This is a genomic window from Clostridium sp. D5 (assembly GCF_000190355.1).
GTDB classification, from domain to species: domain Bacteria; phylum Bacillota; class Clostridia; order Lachnospirales; family Lachnospiraceae; genus Faecalicatena; species Faecalicatena fissicatena_A.
On record NZ_GL870812.1, the window covers coordinates 106964 to 126298 of the forward strand.

Annotated in this window: 15 protein-coding genes; 13 read left to right on the top strand and 2 right to left on the bottom strand. The window is 46.2% G+C overall.

Annotated features, from left to right (window positions below; genetic code table 11):
- The first annotated feature begins 4 nt into the window (after positions 1-4).
- From HMPREF0240_RS10700 to HMPREF0240_RS10740, 9 genes are all read left to right on the top strand, one after another.
- Positions 5-1591, top strand: a complete 1587-nt coding sequence (locus HMPREF0240_RS10700; protein WP_009003432.1) for an acyl CoA:acetate/3-ketoacid CoA transferase — start codon at positions 5-7, stop codon at positions 1589-1591.
- 44 nt (positions 1592-1635) lie between these two features.
- Positions 1636-2475, top strand: a complete 840-nt coding sequence (locus HMPREF0240_RS10705) for a 3-hydroxyacyl-CoA dehydrogenase NAD-binding domain-containing protein (RefSeq protein ID WP_009003433.1) — start codon at positions 1636-1638, stop codon at positions 2473-2475.
- A 77-nt stretch (positions 2476-2552) separates the two neighbouring features.
- Positions 2553-3734 carry a thiolase family protein gene (locus HMPREF0240_RS10710; protein WP_035313088.1) on the top strand — a complete coding sequence of 394 codons (1182 nt, stop codon included), beginning with the start codon at positions 2553-2555 and terminating at the stop codon, positions 3732-3734.
- 307 nt (positions 3735-4041) lie between these two features.
- Positions 4042-4689: a GntR family transcriptional regulator gene (locus tag HMPREF0240_RS10715; protein ID WP_242833327.1), complete on the top strand. Its 648-nt coding sequence runs from the start codon at positions 4042-4044 to the stop codon at positions 4687-4689.
- Positions 4690-4728: 39 nt separating this feature from the next.
- Positions 4729-6072 carry a hypothetical protein gene (locus tag HMPREF0240_RS10720; RefSeq protein ID WP_148486323.1) on the top strand — a complete coding sequence of 448 codons (1344 nt, stop codon included), beginning with the start codon at positions 4729-4731 and terminating at the stop codon, positions 6070-6072.
- A gap of 24 nt (positions 6073-6096) precedes the next feature.
- Positions 6097-7074 carry a threonine/serine dehydratase gene (locus HMPREF0240_RS10725; protein WP_009003437.1) on the top strand — a complete coding sequence of 326 codons (978 nt, stop codon included), beginning with the start codon at positions 6097-6099 and terminating at the stop codon, positions 7072-7074.
- Positions 7075-7114: 40 nt separating this feature from the next.
- Entirely contained in the window at positions 7115-8125 is a 1011-nt protein-coding gene (locus HMPREF0240_RS10730) for an asparaginase (protein ID WP_035313191.1), read from the top strand.
- Between the two features lie 33 nt (positions 8126-8158).
- The gene (locus HMPREF0240_RS10735; protein WP_009003439.1) at positions 8159-9577 is read left to right on the top strand and encodes a cytosine permease; all 1419 of its coding nucleotides are present in this window, start codon (positions 8159-8161) and stop codon (positions 9575-9577) included.
- A gap of 38 nt (positions 9578-9615) precedes the next feature.
- Positions 9616-10377, top strand: coding sequence for a creatininase family protein (locus HMPREF0240_RS10740; protein WP_009003440.1), 762 nt, complete (start codon positions 9616-9618; stop codon positions 10375-10377).
- Between the two features lie 91 nt (positions 10378-10468).
- On the opposite strand, the gene HMPREF0240_RS10745 is transcribed toward HMPREF0240_RS10740, so the two are convergent.
- Positions 10469-12025: a response regulator gene (locus HMPREF0240_RS10745; protein WP_083806183.1), complete on the bottom strand. Its 1557-nt coding sequence runs from the start codon at positions 12023-12025 to the stop codon at positions 10469-10471.
- Positions 12003-13829, bottom strand: a complete 1827-nt coding sequence (locus HMPREF0240_RS10750) for a sensor histidine kinase (RefSeq protein ID WP_035313090.1) — start codon at positions 13827-13829, stop codon at positions 12003-12005. Before HMPREF0240_RS10750 ends, HMPREF0240_RS10745 begins: the two co-directional genes overlap by 23 nt.
- 182 nt (positions 13830-14011) lie before the next feature.
- Here HMPREF0240_RS10750 and HMPREF0240_RS10755 point away from each other — a divergent pair, with 182 nt between their 5' ends.
- From HMPREF0240_RS10755 to HMPREF0240_RS10770, 4 genes are all read left to right on the top strand, one after another.
- Entirely contained in the window at positions 14012-15316 is a 1305-nt protein-coding gene (locus HMPREF0240_RS10755) for an ABC transporter substrate-binding protein (RefSeq protein ID WP_009003443.1), read from the top strand.
- A gap of 85 nt (positions 15317-15401) precedes the next feature.
- Positions 15402-16277, top strand: a complete 876-nt coding sequence (locus tag HMPREF0240_RS10760; protein WP_009003444.1) for a sugar ABC transporter permease — start codon at positions 15402-15404, stop codon at positions 16275-16277.
- Complete coding sequence (locus HMPREF0240_RS10765) at positions 16270-17100, top strand: carbohydrate ABC transporter permease (RefSeq protein WP_009003445.1); 831 nt, start codon at positions 16270-16272, stop codon at positions 17098-17100. Before HMPREF0240_RS10760 ends, HMPREF0240_RS10765 begins: the two co-directional genes overlap by 8 nt.
- 123 nt (positions 17101-17223) lie before the next feature.
- The gene (locus HMPREF0240_RS10770) at positions 17224-19314 is read left to right on the top strand and encodes a glycoside hydrolase family 36 protein (protein ID WP_157134238.1); all 2091 of its coding nucleotides are present in this window, start codon (positions 17224-17226) and stop codon (positions 19312-19314) included.
- Positions 19315-19335 lie beyond the last annotated feature (21 nt).

Genomic DNA, 19335 nt, shown 5'->3' on the forward strand with positions numbered 1-19335 from the left:
AGTTATGCTGAAAGCAAATTTTGTGAGTGCAAAGGAAGCAGCTGCGAAGATAAAGGATGGCGATACTATTTGCACGATTGCTATGACACTGGTCAGTGCCAGCGAGTCTATTTTAAAGGAACTGGAAAAAAGATATCTGGAAACAGGGCATCCGTCAAATCTGACGTTGCTTCACTCCTGTGGTCAGAGTGACCGCAAAGACGGAATTCAACATCTGGCACACGAAGGTATGGTAACCAAAATCATCGGTTCTCACTGGGGCTTACAGCCACGTTGGATGGAAATGATCGCAAACAGCCAGGTTGAGGCGTACTGTCTGCCGCAGGGCCAGATTGCACAGCTATATCGAAGCATGGCATGTGGTCTGCCGGGAAAAATGTCAAAAGTCGGGCTCGGAACATTCATTGATCCACGTGTGGAAGGCGGAAAGATGAATGAGCGGACAAAGCCGCTGGAAGATATTGTAGATATCATGGAATATGATGGTGAAGAGTACATGTTTTACAAACAGATACCGATTGATGTATGCGTAATTCGAGGTACGGTTTGTGATGAGATGGGGAATCTGACAACCACAGAAGAGGCTATGAAACTGGAAGTGCTTCCGGCTGTTCTGGCTGCGAAAAGGTATGGCAAAAGAGTGATTGCTCAGGTAAAACAGGTTGTACAGACAGGTACTATCAATCCGAAGGACGTGACTGTTCCGGGAGTATTTATCGATGATATTGTTGTCTGTGAGAACCCCCAGGAAGATCACCGGCAGACATCCTCCTGGTATTTTGATCCGTCATACTGCGGACAGGTGCGGGTACCGCAGGGCAATATTCCTCCGGCACCGTTCAATGAACGGAAACTCATTGCCCGAAGGGGGACGCAGGAATTATATGGAGGAGCAGTCGTGAATCTTGGAACAGGAATTCCAAATGATATGGTCGGAAAAGTGTGCAATGAAGAAGGTGTTTCCGATGATATTATGATTACCGTAGAGTCAGGAATCTACGGAGGAGTTCAGGCCGGAGGAATTGATTTTGGCATCGGCCAGAACCTGTATGCAATGATCGGACATCATGAGCAGATGGATTATTACAACGGAGCCGGTGTTGATATTACATTCATGGGTCTTGGAGAACTTGGAGAGGACGGCAGTGTCAATTCAACCAAGATGGGATCAAGATGCACAGGGGCAGGCGGGTTCATTGATATTACGCAGAATGCGAAGCAAGTAGTATTTCTCGGAACATTTACGGCGGGCGGAGCAAAATATCAGTTTGCTGACGGCAGACTGACCATTTTACAAGAAGGAAAAATCCGTAAGATGGTAAAACAGGTTGCGCAGTTGTCTTTCAACGGACCGATGGCCAGAAAAAAAGGCCAGGAAGTTATGATCGTAACAGAACGTGCAGTATTCCGTCTTTGTAAAGAGGGCGTGGAACTGATAGAAATCGCGCCGGGAATAGATTTACAGACACAGGTGCTGGATATGATGGATTTCCAGCCGATTGTCAGCCCGGAGTTAAAACTGATGGCTGAGGGATTATTCATCGAGGATGGTCCGTTTGGGCTGGAGTTAAAAGAGAAGAAAATTCCTTGAAAATAAAGACAAAACTAATTGATTAAATAGGGAGGTAATTGAGAATGAAAATTGCAGTAATCGGTGCAGGACTTATGGGAAGCGGTATCGCACAGACATGTGCGCAGGCCGGATATGAAGTGAAGAATATTGATGTGTTTGAACCAGCGATTGAAAAGGCAAAGGCAAACATTGAGAAAATATTTGTAAAGAAAATTGCCAAAGGAAAAATCACAGAAGCAGAAAAAGCCGAAGTACTTGGAAGACTGACATACAGCAGTAATATGGAGGATGTAAAAGGTGCAGATATGATCATCGAAGCAGTTCCGGAGAAAATCGATCTGAAAAAATCTGTATTTGAGCAGCTTGATAAACTGGCTGATCCGGAGACTCTGATTGTGTCAAACACATCAGGATTAAGCATCTCTGAAATCGCAGCAGCAACAAGCAGACCTGACAAAGTAATGGGGGTACATTTCTTCTATCCGGCTCCGGTAATGAAACTGGTAGAACTGATTCGTGGAATTGCAACTGCAGATGAGACTTACGATAAAGTAAAAGAATTTGCAATTGAGATCAAAAAGGCAGTTGTAGATGCACCGGAATATCCGGGATTTATCGTAAATCGTGTACTTGTACCAATGCAGAATGAGGCAGCATTCATGGTAATGGAAGGCTGCACACCGGAAGATGTCGATAATGCAATGAAACTGGGATGCAATTTCCCCATGGGACCATTGGAACTGACAGACTTTGTAGGTGTGGATGTTATGCTTGCAACGATGACAGGACTGTATAATGGTTTCCATGACAGCAAGTACAGACCATGTCCATTGCTTGAGACTATGGTAAAAGCAGGACATCTCGGAAGAAAATCCGGACAGGGATTCTATAAATACGAATAAGATTTCAGAAAATTCAGAAAACGAAGGGCAAAGGGGTCAGACCCCTTTGCAGATGTTTAGCGAGAGGAGAGACAGTGATGAAAGAAGTAGTAGTAGTCAGTGGTGTAAGACTTCCGGTCGGAAGTTATGGTGGCAGTTTAAAAGATATTTCAGCAATTGACATGGGTGCAATGGTTGTAAAAGAAGCAGTGAATCGTGCGGGGATTGATCCGGCGGTTGTAGATGAAGTGATCATCGGGCAGGTTGGAGAGGTTGCAGAGAATGGATTTGTTGCAAGGGCAATCAGTTTGAAAGCAGGAATGCCGAAAGAGACAACCGCATATTCAGTAAACCGTCAGTGTGGTTCCGGATTGCAGTCCATTGCAGAAGCTGTGATGGAAATCCAGACAGGTCAGGCCGAAGTCGTAGTAGCAGGTGGTTCTGAAAATATTTCTCAGCTTCCGTATTATGTAAAGGATGCCCGCTGGGGAGCAAAAATGGGACACAAAGTGTTTGAAGATGGTGTTATTGATATCCTGACATGGCCGCTTGACGGTAATCATAATGGTGTGACAGCAGAAAATGTTGCTGAAAAATATCACGTAACAAGAGAAGAGCAGGATGCGTTTGCAGTACAGAGCCACCAGAGAGCCTGCGCAGCAATCAAAGCAGGAAAGTTCAAAGATGAGATTCTCCCGGTAGAGTTAAAAGACCGTAAAGGAAATGTAACAGTATTTGATACAGACGAAGGCCCCAGAGAAGGGCAGAGTATGGAAAAACTCGCAAAGCTTCGTCCTTGCTTTGTAAAAGGCGGTACGGTAACAGCAGCAAACTCCTCCAGCCTGAATGATGGTGCGGCAGCAGTTGTAGTCATGTCAAAAGAAAAGGCAGAAGAACTGGGAGTAACTCCGAAGTTAAAAATCGGAGGTTATGCAATCGCAGGATTTGATGCAGAACTGATGGGATATTCACCGAAGTTCTCCAGTGAGAAGCTGGCGGAAAAATTGGGTCTGGATTTGAAATCCATCGATATGTTTGAAATTAATGAGGCATTTGCTAGCCAGGCATACGCAGTAAGCAGAGATCTCGGACTGGATCCCGAAAAAGTAAATATTTACGGCGGCGGTATCTCCATCGGACACCCGATTGGCGCTACCGGTGCAATGCTGACTGTAAAGGTAATGTATGAATTGATGCGTACAGACAAGAAAGATGCCATGATCAGTATGTGTATCGGCGGTGGACAGGGAATTTCCATGTACTTTACAAAATGTGAATAAGAGGTTATAACTCCTAAAGTTGTTTAGATTAAGCTGGAAAATGGGAATGTAGTTGTGATAGACTACATTCCTGTTTTTCGTTTTGAAAAAAATCTTCCCGCACCCTCGCCTGCCAGGTTTTCAGAAAGTACTGGCAGCTGTCATAGATAGGTTTTAATTTCCGAATAATGAAAAATACTGACTGTGCTATACAATATTCACAAAGAGTATTGACAAATAGAATATGTCTTGTTACTATTAACTAAAATACATCAGTGATATATCACTGATACATCGTTGAAATATGACAAAGGAAGGGAGGCTGCAGATGGCGAAAAAACAGTCTATGACAGAAAGGGTACTGAATGAGCTCCGGAATGATATTATCAACTGGAATTACAATGAGAATGATATGATTACCGAGGCCGAGATATCACACAAGTTCGGGGTAAGCAAGACACCCTCCAGGGAGGCGCTGAACTATTTGTGTATGGAAGGATTTCTAGAAAAGATCCCTAATAAAGGTTACCTGGTCAAAGGCATTTCCGTTATGGAACTGCAGAGCCTGTTTCAGTACAGAGGAATTCTGGAGAAGGCATGTGCAGAGATGGCGATCCAGTACGCAACAGACGATGAACTTAAGTTTTTACAGGAACTGACTGAGGAGCATGTGGCGAAAGCCGAGGGCAGTACATATCAGGAATACAGTGAGATGAATATGGATTTTCACATGTCCGTTGCATATCTCTCACGCAACAGGTATCTGGTATCCGCTCTGGAAAATGTGCTCAATAACCTCCGCAGAGTATTTGTCAGGGAGTGGAAGAGCTCCGGGGCAACGGCGTTGCTGGAAGCACACATGGAATTGGTGCATGTGCTGATTAAGCGGGATGTGGAGCAGGCGAAACAATATGTAGCCAGGGAGCTGGAAGGGGCGGAATACCGCATTTACTTCCGGGATACAAGAGGGTACTGAGAACAGGAAACAACGGTATTTTAGCAGGAGGTGATGAAGATGAAACAGATAAAGGTATTGCTGTGGTTTGATGTTGAAGATTATCTGACAGCAGAATCGGACGATGCATTTTATGATATTCTGGGAATTCTGGATGAGTTTGGAGTCCGTGCAACCTTGAAGTTCTGCACAAAGAAGCTGGAGCTTCTTCAGAAAAAGGGAAGGACTGATATTCTCGAAAAGTTAAAAAGACACGAGTTATGTTTCCATACGACCGAGCACAGCGTTCACCCGCTGCCTACGGAATATCTGGAACACTATGGTTTTCGGGAAGGGACAGAAGAGTTCTTTCAGAGGGAATATCCGGGCTTTCAAAAGCTGGCAGAGCTGACAGGACAGCATCTTATGAGTTACGGACATCCGGGTGTGGCATGGGCCCCGCAGGCATTTGCAGCGGCCAGACGGATGGGAGTTCCTACCTATATGGATGCGCATCCGATTATGGACGTGGGCGGAGGGATCTTCTGGTATGCGGGCCTGTACTGTATGACAGGGCTTGCTAACCTGATCCATTCCCAGCATGAGCCTCATCAGCTGGAACATATGTGCAGGGCGTTTGATGAGATGGATATGCGCGGGGATGATGTCGTATTCCTGAGCATTTACGATCATCCGACGGAACTTGTGGCAGAGGAGTTCTGGGATGAAGTAAACTTTGCAGGAGGTAAGAATCCGGTCAGCTGTCAGCCTGCTCCGCTTCGAAGTAGGGAGGCATATGAGGAGAATCTGGAAGCGATCCGGGGATTCCTGAAGTATACAGGCCAGAGGGAGAATGCAGAGTACATAACAGCTGCAGAGGCAATGCGCTATGAGAAGCAGAGAATGGTTCCCTTGAAGATATCGGATTTAAAAGAGTATGCAGCGGGTTTTGACGGAGGCATTACGTATCAGTCTCTGCAGGGCGGCATGCTTGCACCGTCTGAACTACTGACTTTGCTTGCAAAGGCACTGACCGGCAGGATGCTGGTTCCAGAGCTGATGTACGGGCCGGAGAAAGAGGAACGTTCAGTCTTATATACCCGTGTTGTGGACGTACAGGAACTGGCGGAGGCGGTCTTATCTGACAGGGAATATGTGATGGGGTATCCGCAGTTGAAATCGCTGTACCGGGTGGGAGATAATTTCCTGAATCCGGTGGATATTTTCTGTACACTGGCAAAAGCGCTCATGGACGGGACTGATACTGTGGAGGTACAGACCGGGCGTCTGGCAGCTGCCGACCACGTGGATGAGAAGTATCAGTTCGGCGGCAACTGGGTTGTGTGGGCGGAGGAGTTTGAGGCCCCCAATATTGTTGAACAGACAAAACTGCAATGCTGGACTTTAAAGCCGGCTGTAGTATAGAGGCAGGAGAGAGGAGGGAATTTTATGGATTCTGCAGGAAATCTGCAGATAGCAGATGTAATGATGGCGAAAAGACGGATACAGGATTATGCAAGAGTTACGCCGCTGATCCGGGCAGAAGGACTGGAGAAATTGTTTGGAGGCGCACAGATCTGGCTGAAGATGGAAAATCTACAGCATACGGGCTCTTTTAAAGTCCGGGGCGTTGCCAATAAGATGCTCTGTATGACGGAAGAGGAAAGAAGAAGAGGAGTAACCGCGGCATCCAGTGGGAACCACGCCCAGGCGGTGAGTTATATGGCCAGAATGCTTGAAACGAAAGCGGTGATTGTGATGCCGGAAAATGCACCGCAGACAAAGGTTGCAGGAGCAAGAGGGTATGGCGCGGAAGTGGTGCTTTGCGGATTTACCGGGGAGGACCGGGACCGAAAGTGTGAGGAATTGATCCGGGAATATGGGTACTGCCTGGTACATTCCCATATGGACCCTTATGTCATAGCCGGACATGGGACTGCAGCCGTGGAGGCATGGGAGCAGTCCGGTGGTTTTGATGAGATTGTGGTACCCTGCGGGGCGGGAAGCCTGACAGCCGGTGCGGCATTTGCCATGAAGCAGCTGGATTCCGGAGTCTGCGTGACTGCAGTGGAACCGGAACAGGTTCCGAGATTTACGGAAAGCTTGCGGGTGGGGCATCCGGTAACGGTACAGATGGGAGAGACCATTGCGGACGGTCTTCGGGTGAGTAAAGCGGAAGAGATTAATTACCGGCTGATCCGGGATAATGTGGACCACCTTCTGACGATCGATGAGGACCATATCGCACGTGCGATGAAAGAAGTTGCCCTCCTGGGCAAGATTACTGCAGAGCCGTCCTCATGTGTGGGTATTGCAGCGGCAATGGCCGGCAGGATTGACACGGGGCCGGGCAAAAAGATATGCTTTATTATAACAGGCGGCAATATAGATGCTTCTATGCTTCAGCAGGCACTGGAGATTGCGTAGAACACAGGCCCGTGAATATCAGGAAAGGTGTAATTTGGCTATGAAGAAGGTATTGTTATTGACCACGGGCGGTACAATCGCGGCCAGACAGGGAAAACAGGGGCTTACCCCGGACATAAAATGCGGGGACATCCTGGATATGCTGCCGGAATTAAAACAGCATTTTCAGATTGAAAGTAAAGACATCCTGAACCTGGACAGCTCCAATATTCAGCCGGAGGAATGGCAGTACATTGCAAGAATTGTGGCAGAGAAGCTTCCGGATTTTGACGGGATCATTATCACCCACGGAACAGATACCATGGCTTATACGGCTTCCGCGCTGAGCTATATGCTTCAGAATCTGAACAAACCGGTGGTGTTTACCGGCGCACAGATTCCCATAGAGCAGATGTTTACAGATGCAAAACGAAATCTGCAGACGGCATTTGCGGCGGTGGACGCGGGAATTCCAAGGGTCATGATAGCTTTTGATGATAAGATCATCAATGGCTGCAGGGGCGTAAAGGTCCGGACGCTGGGGTTCAATGCATTCGAAAGTATCTCGGCGCCGTATCTGGGTGAGGTATATGCGGACGGTGTACACCTGTATGACAAACTGGATATCAGCGGCAGACATAGCAGAGCGTTCTGCCTGAAAGAAAATCTGTGTCCCGATGTATTTTTGCTGAAATTGATACCCGGAACCAATCCTGATATATTTGACAGACTGCTCGAGATGAAATACCGGGGAATCATAATCGAGGCATTCGGTGCCGGAGGGACTCATTTTGAAAGAAGAAACCTGGTCCCTAAACTGGAGAAGCTCATTAACAGTGGGATATCTGTAGTTGCGAGGAGCCAGTGTTTATATGAGAAGAGTGATTTTTCCCTGTACGAAGTAGGGAGAAAGCTATTGGATTGTGGGGTGATACAGGGCAGGGATATGACAACGGAAGCAATTGTTACGAAACTGATGTGGGCGTTAGGCCAGACACAAGAAAGCAGCAAAGTGAGGGAAATATTTAATACAAATTATGCCGGCGAGGTTACGCTGGGACACGAAAAATAGCCCGGGAATGAGGGTGAATTTAAGGAGGTTATTATGCAGGAGCAACAGAAAAACATAACACCGGAGGAAACAGTTGACGAAGAGTTTATGCTGGAAGCCGTTCCTATGAAAAAGCGCCGTTCCACTTACAGCCAGGTCATGGTATGGGTTGGATTCGGCTATGTAGCGACAGGTCTGTTTGTCGGCGGTACGCTGGCAGGATACGGAGGGGCACCGGGGCTGAACCCGGGCGAAGCAATTCTGGCAATTATTCTGGGAATGGGAGCATTGTTTGTAATGACCTCACTGCTCGGGGTAGCAGCGCAGAAGACGGGACTTAATCTGGCTTTGATTTCCAGATATTCATACGGAAGTAAAGGATTTATTATTCCGATGGCAATGATGGCGCTCATGACATTCGGCTGGTTTTCCAGTATCGTAGGTATGGTGGCAGATATCTGGGGCGGCCTGATTGGAAACCCATCAGGTATCATTATATTCAGTCCGGCATCCTGGGGATATGCTGCGGTTCCGGATATTACGCTGGAAGTGCTGATTGCGGTTGTAGTATGGGGACTTGTATTTACATACAGTGCGGTAAAAGGGATCAGCGCGATCGAAAAAGTTGCAAAATTTGCATGCCCGATTATTTTGGTAGTGGCCATTGTAGTTGGCGTGGGAATGATGAGAGAAGGCGGCGGCTTTGGAAGCTTCATGAATAAAGCAAATGAGCTCGGCGGCCTGGGGCTTGGAACAGGTATCACAGCGGTTGTCGGAAGTTGGATTGCCGGCGCGGTTATGGGCGTTGATATGTTCCGCTTCAATAAGAGTGTGAAGGCAGTGTGGCTGTGTGCGGCATCCTGTTTCATCTTCACCAATCCGCTGCTGAATATTGTAGGTTACATTGGCAGTGTAAGTGTAGGGCAGTATAACTATGTAGCATGGATGATGGGGCTGAACGTTGTGTTTGCATTTATCGGTGTATTCGCATGGACCACATCTCTGTGGACAACAGATAACAGTGAGCTGTACTGTAACTCTCTGTATACAGGCCCGATTCTGGATGCGGTAGGCGTAAAGGCAAACAGAAAAGTATTGGTTGCAATCTGCGGTATTCTGGGAACAATTTTAGGTGCAATGGGATTTTATCAGATTTTCTTTGCAAACTTTATTAACACACTGGGTGCAATGGCACCGCCGCTGTGTGCGCCGATTCTGGCAGACTACTATCTGGTCGGACATAAGAAGTATGACCATAAGCTGCTGCACAAACAGCCGAGATGGCGCTGGGCAGGTATCGTCTCCTTTATAGTTGGCGCAGCGCTGGGATATATCTTCCAGTATGTAACAACACTGCCATACAACCTGCCTGCAGGTCTGTTCGCAATGATCGTATCCCTGATTGTATACTACATTATCTATCGCTTTACACCGGATAAGAAGGTAGATGATAAGTTAATGGAGACTTTATAATAGAATCAGAATATTCAAAAAAAGAAAGGGGTTTTACAATGAAAAAAGTATTTTTAAATGAATTCAGCGCTCTGGAGGTTCAGGAATTACTCAAGGATGCAGACCAGGTAACGGCAATCACCTGTTTCGGATCCTGCGAAAGCCATGGCTGGCACTGCTGTCTGGGGCCGGACTACTTTGTACCGACGGAAGTTGCGAAAAGAGTGGCAGAAAAGCTGGATAATGTCATTGTAGTTCCATGTGTTCCGTTTGGAACATCCATCCATTATAATCAGTATCCAATGTCTATCACGCTCCGCTATGATACGGAAATCGCTATTGCAGAGGATATATTTGAGAGTCTGATCAACAACGGAATCAAACATATCTATATACTCAACGGACACGATGGAAATATTCCGGCTCTTGAGATTGCGGCGCATAACGTAAAGAACCGCCACAAAGATGCCAAATTCCTGTATCTGCCTGACTGGTGGACAAAAGTCGGCCCTGTTATGGGCGACCGTTTCGAAGTATGGAACGGACTGGGACACGGCGGCGAGGGCGAAACATCTATCATGATGGCAGTGCGCCCCGAACTGGTCAACCTGGAGTATGCAAAGAGTCAGGTTCCGGAAAAGGTAATAGAGATCAACGAGACAACTGGCATCATCTGGGATATCAAAGAACTTACAGAGACCGGAGCTACGGGAGATCCGACAAAAGCAAGCATCGAAAAAGGAAACCAGATGCTGGATATCCTTGTTGGAATTGTGGCAGATGCGATTGAAGAAATGAATAAAAATGGGTGGACCTACTAAATCAAAGAAAGTCCATTGAAACAAGCACTGGAATGCAGGACATTCCGGTGCTTGTTTCATTATCGAGGAATGGGGGCCCTTGGCCGCTCTGTTACATGTTTCGGTATTCATTGGGGGACAGCCCTGTGAAGTTTTTGAAACTCCGGCTGAAATAATGCTGATCAGAAAATCCGAGCATTTCACTGATTTCCCGGACTGAAAGCTCCGGATTTAATAGAAGCTCTTTTGCATCTTCGATCCTCAGAGAATTGATTAATTTCAAAGGGGACTGTCCCTTCTGCTTTTTAAATATTCTGGTCAGATAGGAGTGGTTAAAATGATATTTATCTGCCAGATCGGTTAAACTAAGATTCTCCCGGTAATGGAGCCGGATAAATGTATCCAGTTCCTCTATCGTAATCTCTATATCAGTAGGAATCGCGGAGGTTAACGAAATCCAGTGGGTAAGTTCTGCTGCAATCTTCTCTCCGGAGGAGATCAGATCGTTCTGGGCTTCGAGAATTTCAAAGACGCGTCTATACATTTTTTCATAATCTTCATCTGAAATATACAGATCCTGTTGCAGCAGGCTTAATAACTGCATCAGTACTTTATGCACCCAGATCTGGGGATATGTATTCTCCTTCCATTCTCCGAACAACTGCAGAAGGGCAGTTTTGAATCCTGCATTATTATTGGATGCTGTCATTGTATGAAAATAACTGACAGAATTTTTCGAGAGTATGGCAGGAGGAAGAACGGGCTCCGCTTCCTGCAGTCCAATTAAGGAAGCCTTGCCGATGACAAGCGAGGAGATCAGCCGGTTCTGTAATGCCTGGAGCGAATCCTGCAGGTGTGGGAATTTGGCTGTATGTTTGTCATAGACAAGGTTTATGAAAGAGGAAGGAAAGCGGTGCTGCAGGTTCCTGAAAATCAGCGGCGCTGCTGACTCGGGTGCGGCAGACAGCCCTTCGGTAACCAGTAAAAATATATTTTCTGAATCATAAGGAAATATCCAAAAATCCGACACTGTAAAATCAGCCTCTTTAAACAGTAAGTCCCATGAAAAATCATACCGTGAAGCCCACATATCGGAATATATGCCGGCATCAGAAATATGTCCCTGTATCTGAGTTCGTAATTTCAGGTTATCAAGGCAGAATAAAAATAAAGAAAGGTCAGCATGGTCCAGTATGCCGTTTATTTTATCGGAAGACGGAGGGAGTGATTCGGCATTAAGCTGGCGCCGTAATGCGCTGCAGACATCTGCTTTCTTTTTATCTGTGATAGTATCTCTGAGCGAAAACAGAATACTTTTCAGCTGTTCGGGCTGTACGGGTTTCAGCAGATAATCCTTTACGCGGTAGGTCAGTACGGTGCGGGCGTATTCAAAATCATCGTAACCGCTGACGATAACCGTTGAAATATCGGGATAATCTTCATACAGAATTCTGGCAAGCTCCAAACCGTCCATGATCGGCATTTTTATATCCGTAAAAACAATGTCGGGCGGGATGTTCCGGATGATCTCCAGTGCCTCTTTTCCATTATAAGCCTCTCCAATAATCTGGAAATCAGGGGATACTGCAGTTATCTTTTTTTGGATATTTTTTAACAGCAGATTTTCATCCTCAACAACTAAAACTTTAATCTTGTAATTTTTCATCATCCTTATCTCCTATATCTTCGGACAGTGGGCCGCCGATGGTAACACAGGCTCCTTTCCCCGGAAGGTTGTCTAAACTGAAAATGATGTTCTGTTTATATGTTAAAAACAGTCTCATATAAAGATTCAGAATTCCCATGCCATTAATGGAAAGCTCGGGAAGCGGCTTTTTCCAGTCGATTTCAGAAATCTTTCCATAAAATGACTTCAAAAAGTCTGCCGGAAATCCGGAACCATTATCCTTTACCTGTATGATCCAGCAGGAATCCTGAATATATCCGCTAATATGTATCATCCAGGGGGGATCCACATTCAGCGCGTATTTGATACAATTTTCAACCAATGGCTGGATAAGCAGCCGGGGAACCTTGAGCGTGGAAAGGGAATCTTCAATATCAATATGAAACTGGATCCTTTCACCATATTTTACCTTAATCAGATAAATATAAGAATGAAGATGTTCTATTTCCTGCCAGAGCGCTACATCCATAGAGGAACTGGAAGACATATAACGCAGAAGCACCGAAAGGGAGTTGCACATTTCAACGGCCTGCTCATTCTCACCATCTTCGGCCAGGATACTGATGGAAGCCAGCGTATTATATAGAAAATGTGGATTCATCTGGGACTGCAGGGCCAGCATTTTGGCATCCGCTGCCATGGTATGTGCCGATATGGCATCCTGCAGTGAATCCTGCAGGTTCTGCTGCATCTGTCCAAAGGAGCGGTACAGCGAATCCAGCTCTTTGAAATTGCTTTTAAAATCCGGCAGTTCATATGAACTCAGGTTGTCAAAGGTCAGGGCATGCGCTGTCTGTTCCAGCTTTTTCAGTGGAATGGTCAGTTTGTCTGCGATCTGCCAGGTCAGAAACAACAGCAAAATCAGCAATAAGAAAGAGCTTGTGACCAGAAGCGTCCGAAACTGATAGAACGGGGCAAATATCTTTGATTCTGCTGCAGTGACGAATACCGTCCAGTTAGTGAAAGAAGAGGCATGGCATGCAAAAAGAGTGGAAGAGTCATCCCGGGTTTTGTAAATCGAGGTCTGGGACTCGAATTCCGGTGTGCGGGAGAGCTCCAGCATACGATCCTTCAGGTTTTGAGGAGGCAGGGCCTCATAGGGATAAACCAGATTACCTTCACTGTCATATACATAGATTTGTTTGATATCCTTTTGGTTGTGAAGCGCATTCTTTATCTTCTTATCTAAATAAGAATATTCAAGCTGCAGTTCCAGAACTGCAGTTTCATCTATGGAATCACCCGGGGCAAATGCACGGCAGAGAGAGACAACCGGAGTTTCGGATTTGTTTAATTCAGGAATATGCGGCGGCAGGATTAGTTTCTTGCCATAGGCCGTAAGCGCAGGGCGAAACCAGGAGACCTCATAAAAGGTTTCCGGATCCTGGATAGAAAAATTACTGTTATTGCCTACATAAATATAATGTCCCTTGATATCTGCAATATTGAGGCTCATATGGTTAAAAGACAGTTTAATAATATCGAATAGTGTGGTGGAAAAGGCCAGCTTATTATTATATGCGGCAACATCATGGGAATATAAATCCCGGACAAGAGCGGACTGCAGTGGGTCAGAGCTGACAATACGCTTGGAAAGCTCATCAATCTGTTCCATCTGTGTATCCAGAAGTGTAGAGATATTATCACAGTCGGCCTGGAGCTCGCTGGTTGCATTCTTCTGTAGTGTATTGCCTAAGATAATATAGAGTAAAATCATAAAAATAATAATAATTGGAAAAATTAATGCGGCGTATCTGAAAAACAGTTTGGAGTGGAGAGACTTCATATATCGCACCTCGTTTCACAATTATTATTTATAAAAATTATAGAGGAAAGCAGGGGAAAAATCAATAGACCCGGACAGGTGGTACAAAATGTGCACAGGAACAGGTGGATTTTTTCTAAAGATTTATTTGTAAAAGAGGATATAATAGCATTATAAGGTTCGAAGGAAAAAGGAGGAAGGACATGAGAAACAAAAAGTTGGTAAAAATGACTGCAATGGCAGCTACAGCAGCAATGATGATGACACTGGTCGCAGGATGCGGAAATTCCGGTTCTGATTCAGCAGACAAGAAAGAGGATTCAACAGCATCTAAAGGCGGATCCACCATCACAATTGCGGCTTCGGCAGGATGGGTAAAAGATATTGACAAGGAACTGGCGGCAAAGTATGAGGAAGAGTCCGGCAATACCATTGAGTGGCAGGTGAGCCCGGATGACCAGTATGAGAATGTACTGAACTCTAAGCTGTCAGTAGGGGAAGGTGCAGATATCTTTTACATACGTTCAGGAGTAACAATTAACAAGTATCAGCCGGAAAAACATATGATGGATCTGTCAGATCAGGAATGGGTGGGACGATATACCGACTGGGCAAAAGAAGGTGTATCCAACGACGGCAAGGTAGTGCAGTTCCAGACATGGAGTGTGGATGGCTGGGGAATATTATATAATAAGGCTATTTTCGAAGAAGCAGGGATTACAGAGGTTCCGAAGGATTTTGCAAGTTTTAAAACAGCATGCGATAAGGTTCTTGCAGCCGGAAAAACTCCGATCTATGAACCTGGTGCGGCGCAGTGGCATCTGGGCACATGGCTCAGCGAGCTGACAACGCAGGAAGAGGCCGAAAATGCAGGTTTTTATGACAGCCTGAATGATAACAGCGAAGTCTTTGCAGGAAAAGAGGGGCTGTCAAAAGCGCTGGATCAGATGGTAGAGCTTGAGAAGGCCGGCTATTTTGGTAAGGACTTTATGGCGAATACATGGGAAGATATGGTGGCTAAGATGGCATCCGAAGAGTATGCAATGGGTGTTGTATATACCACATTTCCGGCAGAGGTAGAGGCCGTGAATCCGGAACTGACACAGGAATCATGGGGAATGTTCCCGATACCATTAAATGATAACAAGGAATTCGGAGTATCTGCAGGCGGAATCGGCCGCTGTGTAAATAAGGACACAAAAGTAGCCGATGCAGTTATGGATTACTTTGACTTCTTATCACAGCCTGAGAATCTGACCGCATATTATGACGCACGTAAAGATCTGGGCCCATGTTCATTTACTGATATTGAGGGAAATGTTCCGGCTGCATACGGAGATGTTATGGATAATGCATCAGGCAGCGGATTTACAGCAGAAGATGGTGTTTTGTACTGGGACAGCGCTCAGGTTGGAAACTTAATGCAGGGAATGTTCCTGGGCAACTCCAAGGGAGAGGATGTACTAAAAGGGATTGATGATCTGAGACAGCCGAGTTTTGGCGAATAGGGAAAAAATTATGGCTGGGAGAATGGCTTTTGTCGGCCATTCTCCTTTTTGATGCAAAAAATAAGTAAAAAATTAGAGGCGAAATATGTATAAGAAAAAATTATATGGGATGAGATTTATACTGCCTGCATTTATTTTATATACGGTGTTGTATATCATACCGACGATTGCAGGAATGGTAATCTCAATGACTGACTGGAATGTAGCGCGTCCGGACATAAAGTTTATCGGTCTGCAGAATTTTGTGGATATCTTCACATCAAGGGGCGGAAATTATCTGGCGAGTATCGGTCACACATTTGAGTTTACGGTCGTTACTGTTATTTTGAAAACACTTCTGGGATTGGGACTGGCGCTCCTGCTGAATAAGGGGCTGAAGAGCCAAAACATCTTCCGGACGATTTTCTTCCTGCCCTATGCACTGGCACCGCTGATCATCGGTATTACATTTGTATCGGTGCTGAAACCGAATGGGCCGCTGAATATCATTCTGGAATCTCTCGGAATGTCGGGGCTGACACATTCATGGCTGACGGAGAGCGCTACCGCAATGGGTTCCACGATGATGGTAGAGGTCTGGAGGATGGCCGGCTGGAATATGATGATTCTTCTGGCAGGCCTGCAGATGATACCTGAAGAATATTACGAGGCGGCATCCATTGACGGCGCCGGCGCATGGAAGAAGTTTACGAAGATAACACTGCCGTTTCTTCGGCCGTCACTGATGACAGTGACCGTATTAAATACGATCCACGGTCTGAGAGTATTTGACATTATCTATTCCCTGACAGGCGGGGGACCTGGCGGCCTTACGGAAGTCATTAATACACAGGTATTCAAAGAATTCGGTATGGGCCGTTATGGCATGGCAAATGCATTGAATGTTGTCATATTCCTGATGACAGTCATAATCGCTGTAGGGCTGCAGAGAGCACTGAGCGGAAAGGGGAAAAATGAATAAGAACAAAACGTATAAAAATCTGAGAAAATTACTGAAGTTTCTGTTTATTGCGGTCAGCAGCTTGATTATACTTGTGCCGATCTATTTCATTGTGGTAAATTCCCTGAAAACGGTGGAGGAGTCCAGGATGCTGAGTTTCAGTCTCCCGAGTGTTTTTCAGTGGGGCAATTACTTGGAGGTAATCAAAGCCGGTTCGCTTGTGAGGGCGTTTGGCAACAGCATGCTGATGGCCGGAGTTTCTACTGTGATTGCTGTCATGGTTTCCTCTATGGCGGCATATGCTTTGAGCCGAAGGCGGTCAAAGGCGCATAATACGGTATATCTGTACTTTTTTATGGGTCTGATTGCACCTGTGAATTATGTAACCACACTGTTTACATTGAAATTTCTGCATTTGCAGAATACATATCTTGGGATTATTCTGGAGTTTGCTACGCTGGGAATTCCATTTCTGGTGTTTCTGTATTATGGATTCTTTGATAATATCCCCAGGGAACTGGATGAAGCCGCCGTTATTGATGGATGTACGCCGTTCCAGTTGTTTTTCAAGGTTATCTTTCCGCTGCTGAAACCGGCCACTATAACGGGAATCGTTCTGAACTTCCTGGGGGCATGGAATGACTTTGTTACACCGTTGTACCTGCTCAGTGACAACAAAAAACTGGGAATGACAAACTCAATTTATAATTTCTTTGGCGAACATTTCAACGACTGGAACATGGTTTTTGCAGATATTATTTTAACGATTGCTCCGATTCTGATTATTTATATCTGCGGACAGAAGTACATTGTCAGCGGAACAGCCGGCGCAGTAAAGGGCTAGTACATCGAACCAGCAAGGCATTTAGTGTGGCTTATACGAGGTATGAATTGCGCAGGTTTCATATTTGAAAAAAGCGAGGGAAATTGCATGACACAGTGGGATTATATTTTAGGAGATATTACTTTGCGTTATATCCGTGATGATGTAACAAACCATATATCTATGGTACTGCTGCCCGGAGGTAGGGAATCCTGTTTTGAAAAAAGAAGAGCGGTGATGAAGCTGCGGGATAATATCTGCAGCGCGTGGGATGTGGGGGCGCTCTGTCATCTTTCCCTGCGTCATCATGCACAGGGAAACGGTGCAGGCAGTACACTGAAATACGGAGAAAGCACCCAAAAACTTAGATATAAAAGTCAGGAAAACAGAAAAGAAGGAAATGTGACCCGCATTATTACCTCACTGGAGGCAGAAGAAGGGTATTGCGTCAGACATACAGTGAGCTATACAGAGGGGGAAAGCGGAATTGAAATAGAAAATGAGTTTCAGAATCTCGCAGAGAGAACCGTCACGCTGGATATGATGACCAGTTTTTCGCTGGACAATCTGAGCCCCTTTCAGACGGATGATGCGCCGTATAAACTGAAGCTGCACCGATTCAGGGGTGGCTGGAGCCTGGAGGGAAAGCACCAGGAAGATACGGTGGAGGAGCTGAATCTGGAAGGCACCTGGTTTCGGGCCTTCCCGGAAAGCGAGCGCTACGGCTGTCTGGGCTCTCACACTGTAAAGCGCTGGTTTCCCTTCGGATGTGTGGAAGACCGGGAGGCGGGCGTGTTCTGGGCAGTCCAGGTGGAAGCCGCATCTTCATGGCAAATGGAATTTTCAAAGGACGGGGACTGTTATTCCCTGTCAGGAGGATTAGCGGACTGTGAATTCGGCGGCTGGTGGAAAGAGATCCCGGCAGGCGGAAGCTTTCTGGCTCCAAAGGCCTATGTCAGTGTGAGCGCCCAGGGGCTGTGGGATGTGTGCCAGAACATCACAGATATGTTCCACAAATATGCTGATCAGCAGCCGGAGTGCGAAAAGAAGCTGCCGATTCTTTTTAATGAATGGTGTACAACCTGGGGAAAGCCCACGGAAAAAGAAATGTCGGCTCTGGCGGACAGATTACGGGAAACACCGGTAGAGTATCTGGTGATTGATGCTGGTTGGAGTAAAAAAGAGATAGAAGACGGGGATCCTCAGGGAGGAAATGGCGGGTGGGAATGTGATCCGGATCAATTTCCACATGGCCTGAGGTATCTGACCCGGCACCTGAAAGAGGCAGGACTTCGAGCCGGGATATGGATGGAGTTTGAAGTGACAACACAGGGGGCAAATGTGCACAGCGGCACATATGATTCTATGCATTTATATCGGAATAAGGAGGTGATACAGACAGGAAATATCAGGCGTTTCTGGGATTTCAGGCAGGCAGAAGTTACGAAGTACCTGAAAGAAAAGGTGCTGGATTTTCTAAAGGAGAATGAAATCCTTTACTTGAAGGTGGATTACAATGGCTCTATCGGATATGGATGTGACGGGGCGGAAAGCCAGGGAGAAGGGCTGCGCCAGCAAATGCAGGCGGTCCATGAATTCTTTGGAATGCTCCGCAGGGAATATCCGGAACTGGTTATTGAAAATTGTGCATCGGGAGGGCATCGGCTGGAACCCTCCTTAGTAAAACTTACAGCGATGAGTTCTTTCTCCGATGCACATGAATGCCGGGAGATTCCCTATATAGCGGCCAGCCTGCATCAGCTGATACTGCCGAGACAGTGCCAGATCTGGGCGGTAATATCCCCGGAGCTTGAGATGCAGGAGATCCAGTACCGCCTGATGTCCGGAATGCTGGGAAGGTTCTGCCTGTCCGGCGCAGTGCAGGATTTGAGCGAGGAACAATGGCAGGAAGTGAAAGATGCCATGCGCTTCTATGAGAACGTCCGGGAAATCATCAAGAACGGAAGAAGCAGACTCTTACGGACCGGCAGGAACAACCAGCACCATTTGGAAGGTGCACAGATTCTGTTACGGGAAATTGAGGGCGAAGTATTATTGGTTTATCATGCTTTTTCGAATCCGCCGGTAAGTATCGGGGGAGTGCTGCCGGAAGGAAATTGGAAATTAAGGGATTTCTCCGGTAAGAAATGCGAAATAGAACTGGGAAAGGGGGAAGTCAAGATCTGGCCTCAGGCTTCGTGGGAAGCCTGTGCGGTGCGTCTGGAAAGAAGTTAGGAAAAAATGCTGCTGATATAC

What these genes read in the sequence shown, in the direction of transcription:
- HMPREF0240_RS10700 (WP_009003432.1), top strand. Translation starts at nt 5, where the DNA reads ATGCTGAAAGCAAATTTTGTGAGTGCAAAGGAAGCAGCTGCGAAGATA.
- HMPREF0240_RS10705 (WP_009003433.1), top strand. Translation starts at nt 1,636, where the DNA reads ATGAAAATTGCAGTAATCGGTGCAGGACTTATGGGAAGCGGTATCGCA.
- HMPREF0240_RS10710 (WP_035313088.1), top strand. Translation starts at nt 2,553, where the DNA reads ATGAAAGAAGTAGTAGTAGTCAGTGGTGTAAGACTTCCGGTCGGAAGT.
- HMPREF0240_RS10715 (WP_242833327.1), top strand. Translation starts at nt 4,042, where the DNA reads ATGGCGAAAAAACAGTCTATGACAGAAAGGGTACTGAATGAGCTCCGG.
- HMPREF0240_RS10720 (WP_148486323.1), top strand. Translation starts at nt 4,729, where the DNA reads ATGAAACAGATAAAGGTATTGCTGTGGTTTGATGTTGAAGATTATCTG.
- HMPREF0240_RS10725 (WP_009003437.1), top strand. Translation starts at nt 6,097, where the DNA reads ATGGATTCTGCAGGAAATCTGCAGATAGCAGATGTAATGATGGCGAAA.
- HMPREF0240_RS10730 (WP_035313191.1), top strand. Translation starts at nt 7,115, where the DNA reads ATGAAGAAGGTATTGTTATTGACCACGGGCGGTACAATCGCGGCCAGA.
- HMPREF0240_RS10735 (WP_009003439.1), top strand. Translation starts at nt 8,159, where the DNA reads ATGCAGGAGCAACAGAAAAACATAACACCGGAGGAAACAGTTGACGAA.
- HMPREF0240_RS10740 (WP_009003440.1), top strand. Translation starts at nt 9,616, where the DNA reads ATGAAAAAAGTATTTTTAAATGAATTCAGCGCTCTGGAGGTTCAGGAA.
- HMPREF0240_RS10745 (WP_083806183.1), bottom strand. Translation starts at nt 12,025, where the DNA reads ATGATGAAAAATTACAAGATTAAAGTTTTAGTTGTTGAGGATGAAAAT.
- HMPREF0240_RS10750 (WP_035313090.1), bottom strand. Translation starts at nt 13,829, where the DNA reads ATGAAGTCTCTCCACTCCAAACTGTTTTTCAGATACGCCGCATTAATT.
- HMPREF0240_RS10755 (WP_009003443.1), top strand. Translation starts at nt 14,012, where the DNA reads ATGAGAAACAAAAAGTTGGTAAAAATGACTGCAATGGCAGCTACAGCA.
- HMPREF0240_RS10760 (WP_009003444.1), top strand. Translation starts at nt 15,402, where the DNA reads ATGTATAAGAAAAAATTATATGGGATGAGATTTATACTGCCTGCATTT.
- HMPREF0240_RS10765 (WP_009003445.1), top strand. Translation starts at nt 16,270, where the DNA reads ATGAATAAGAACAAAACGTATAAAAATCTGAGAAAATTACTGAAGTTT.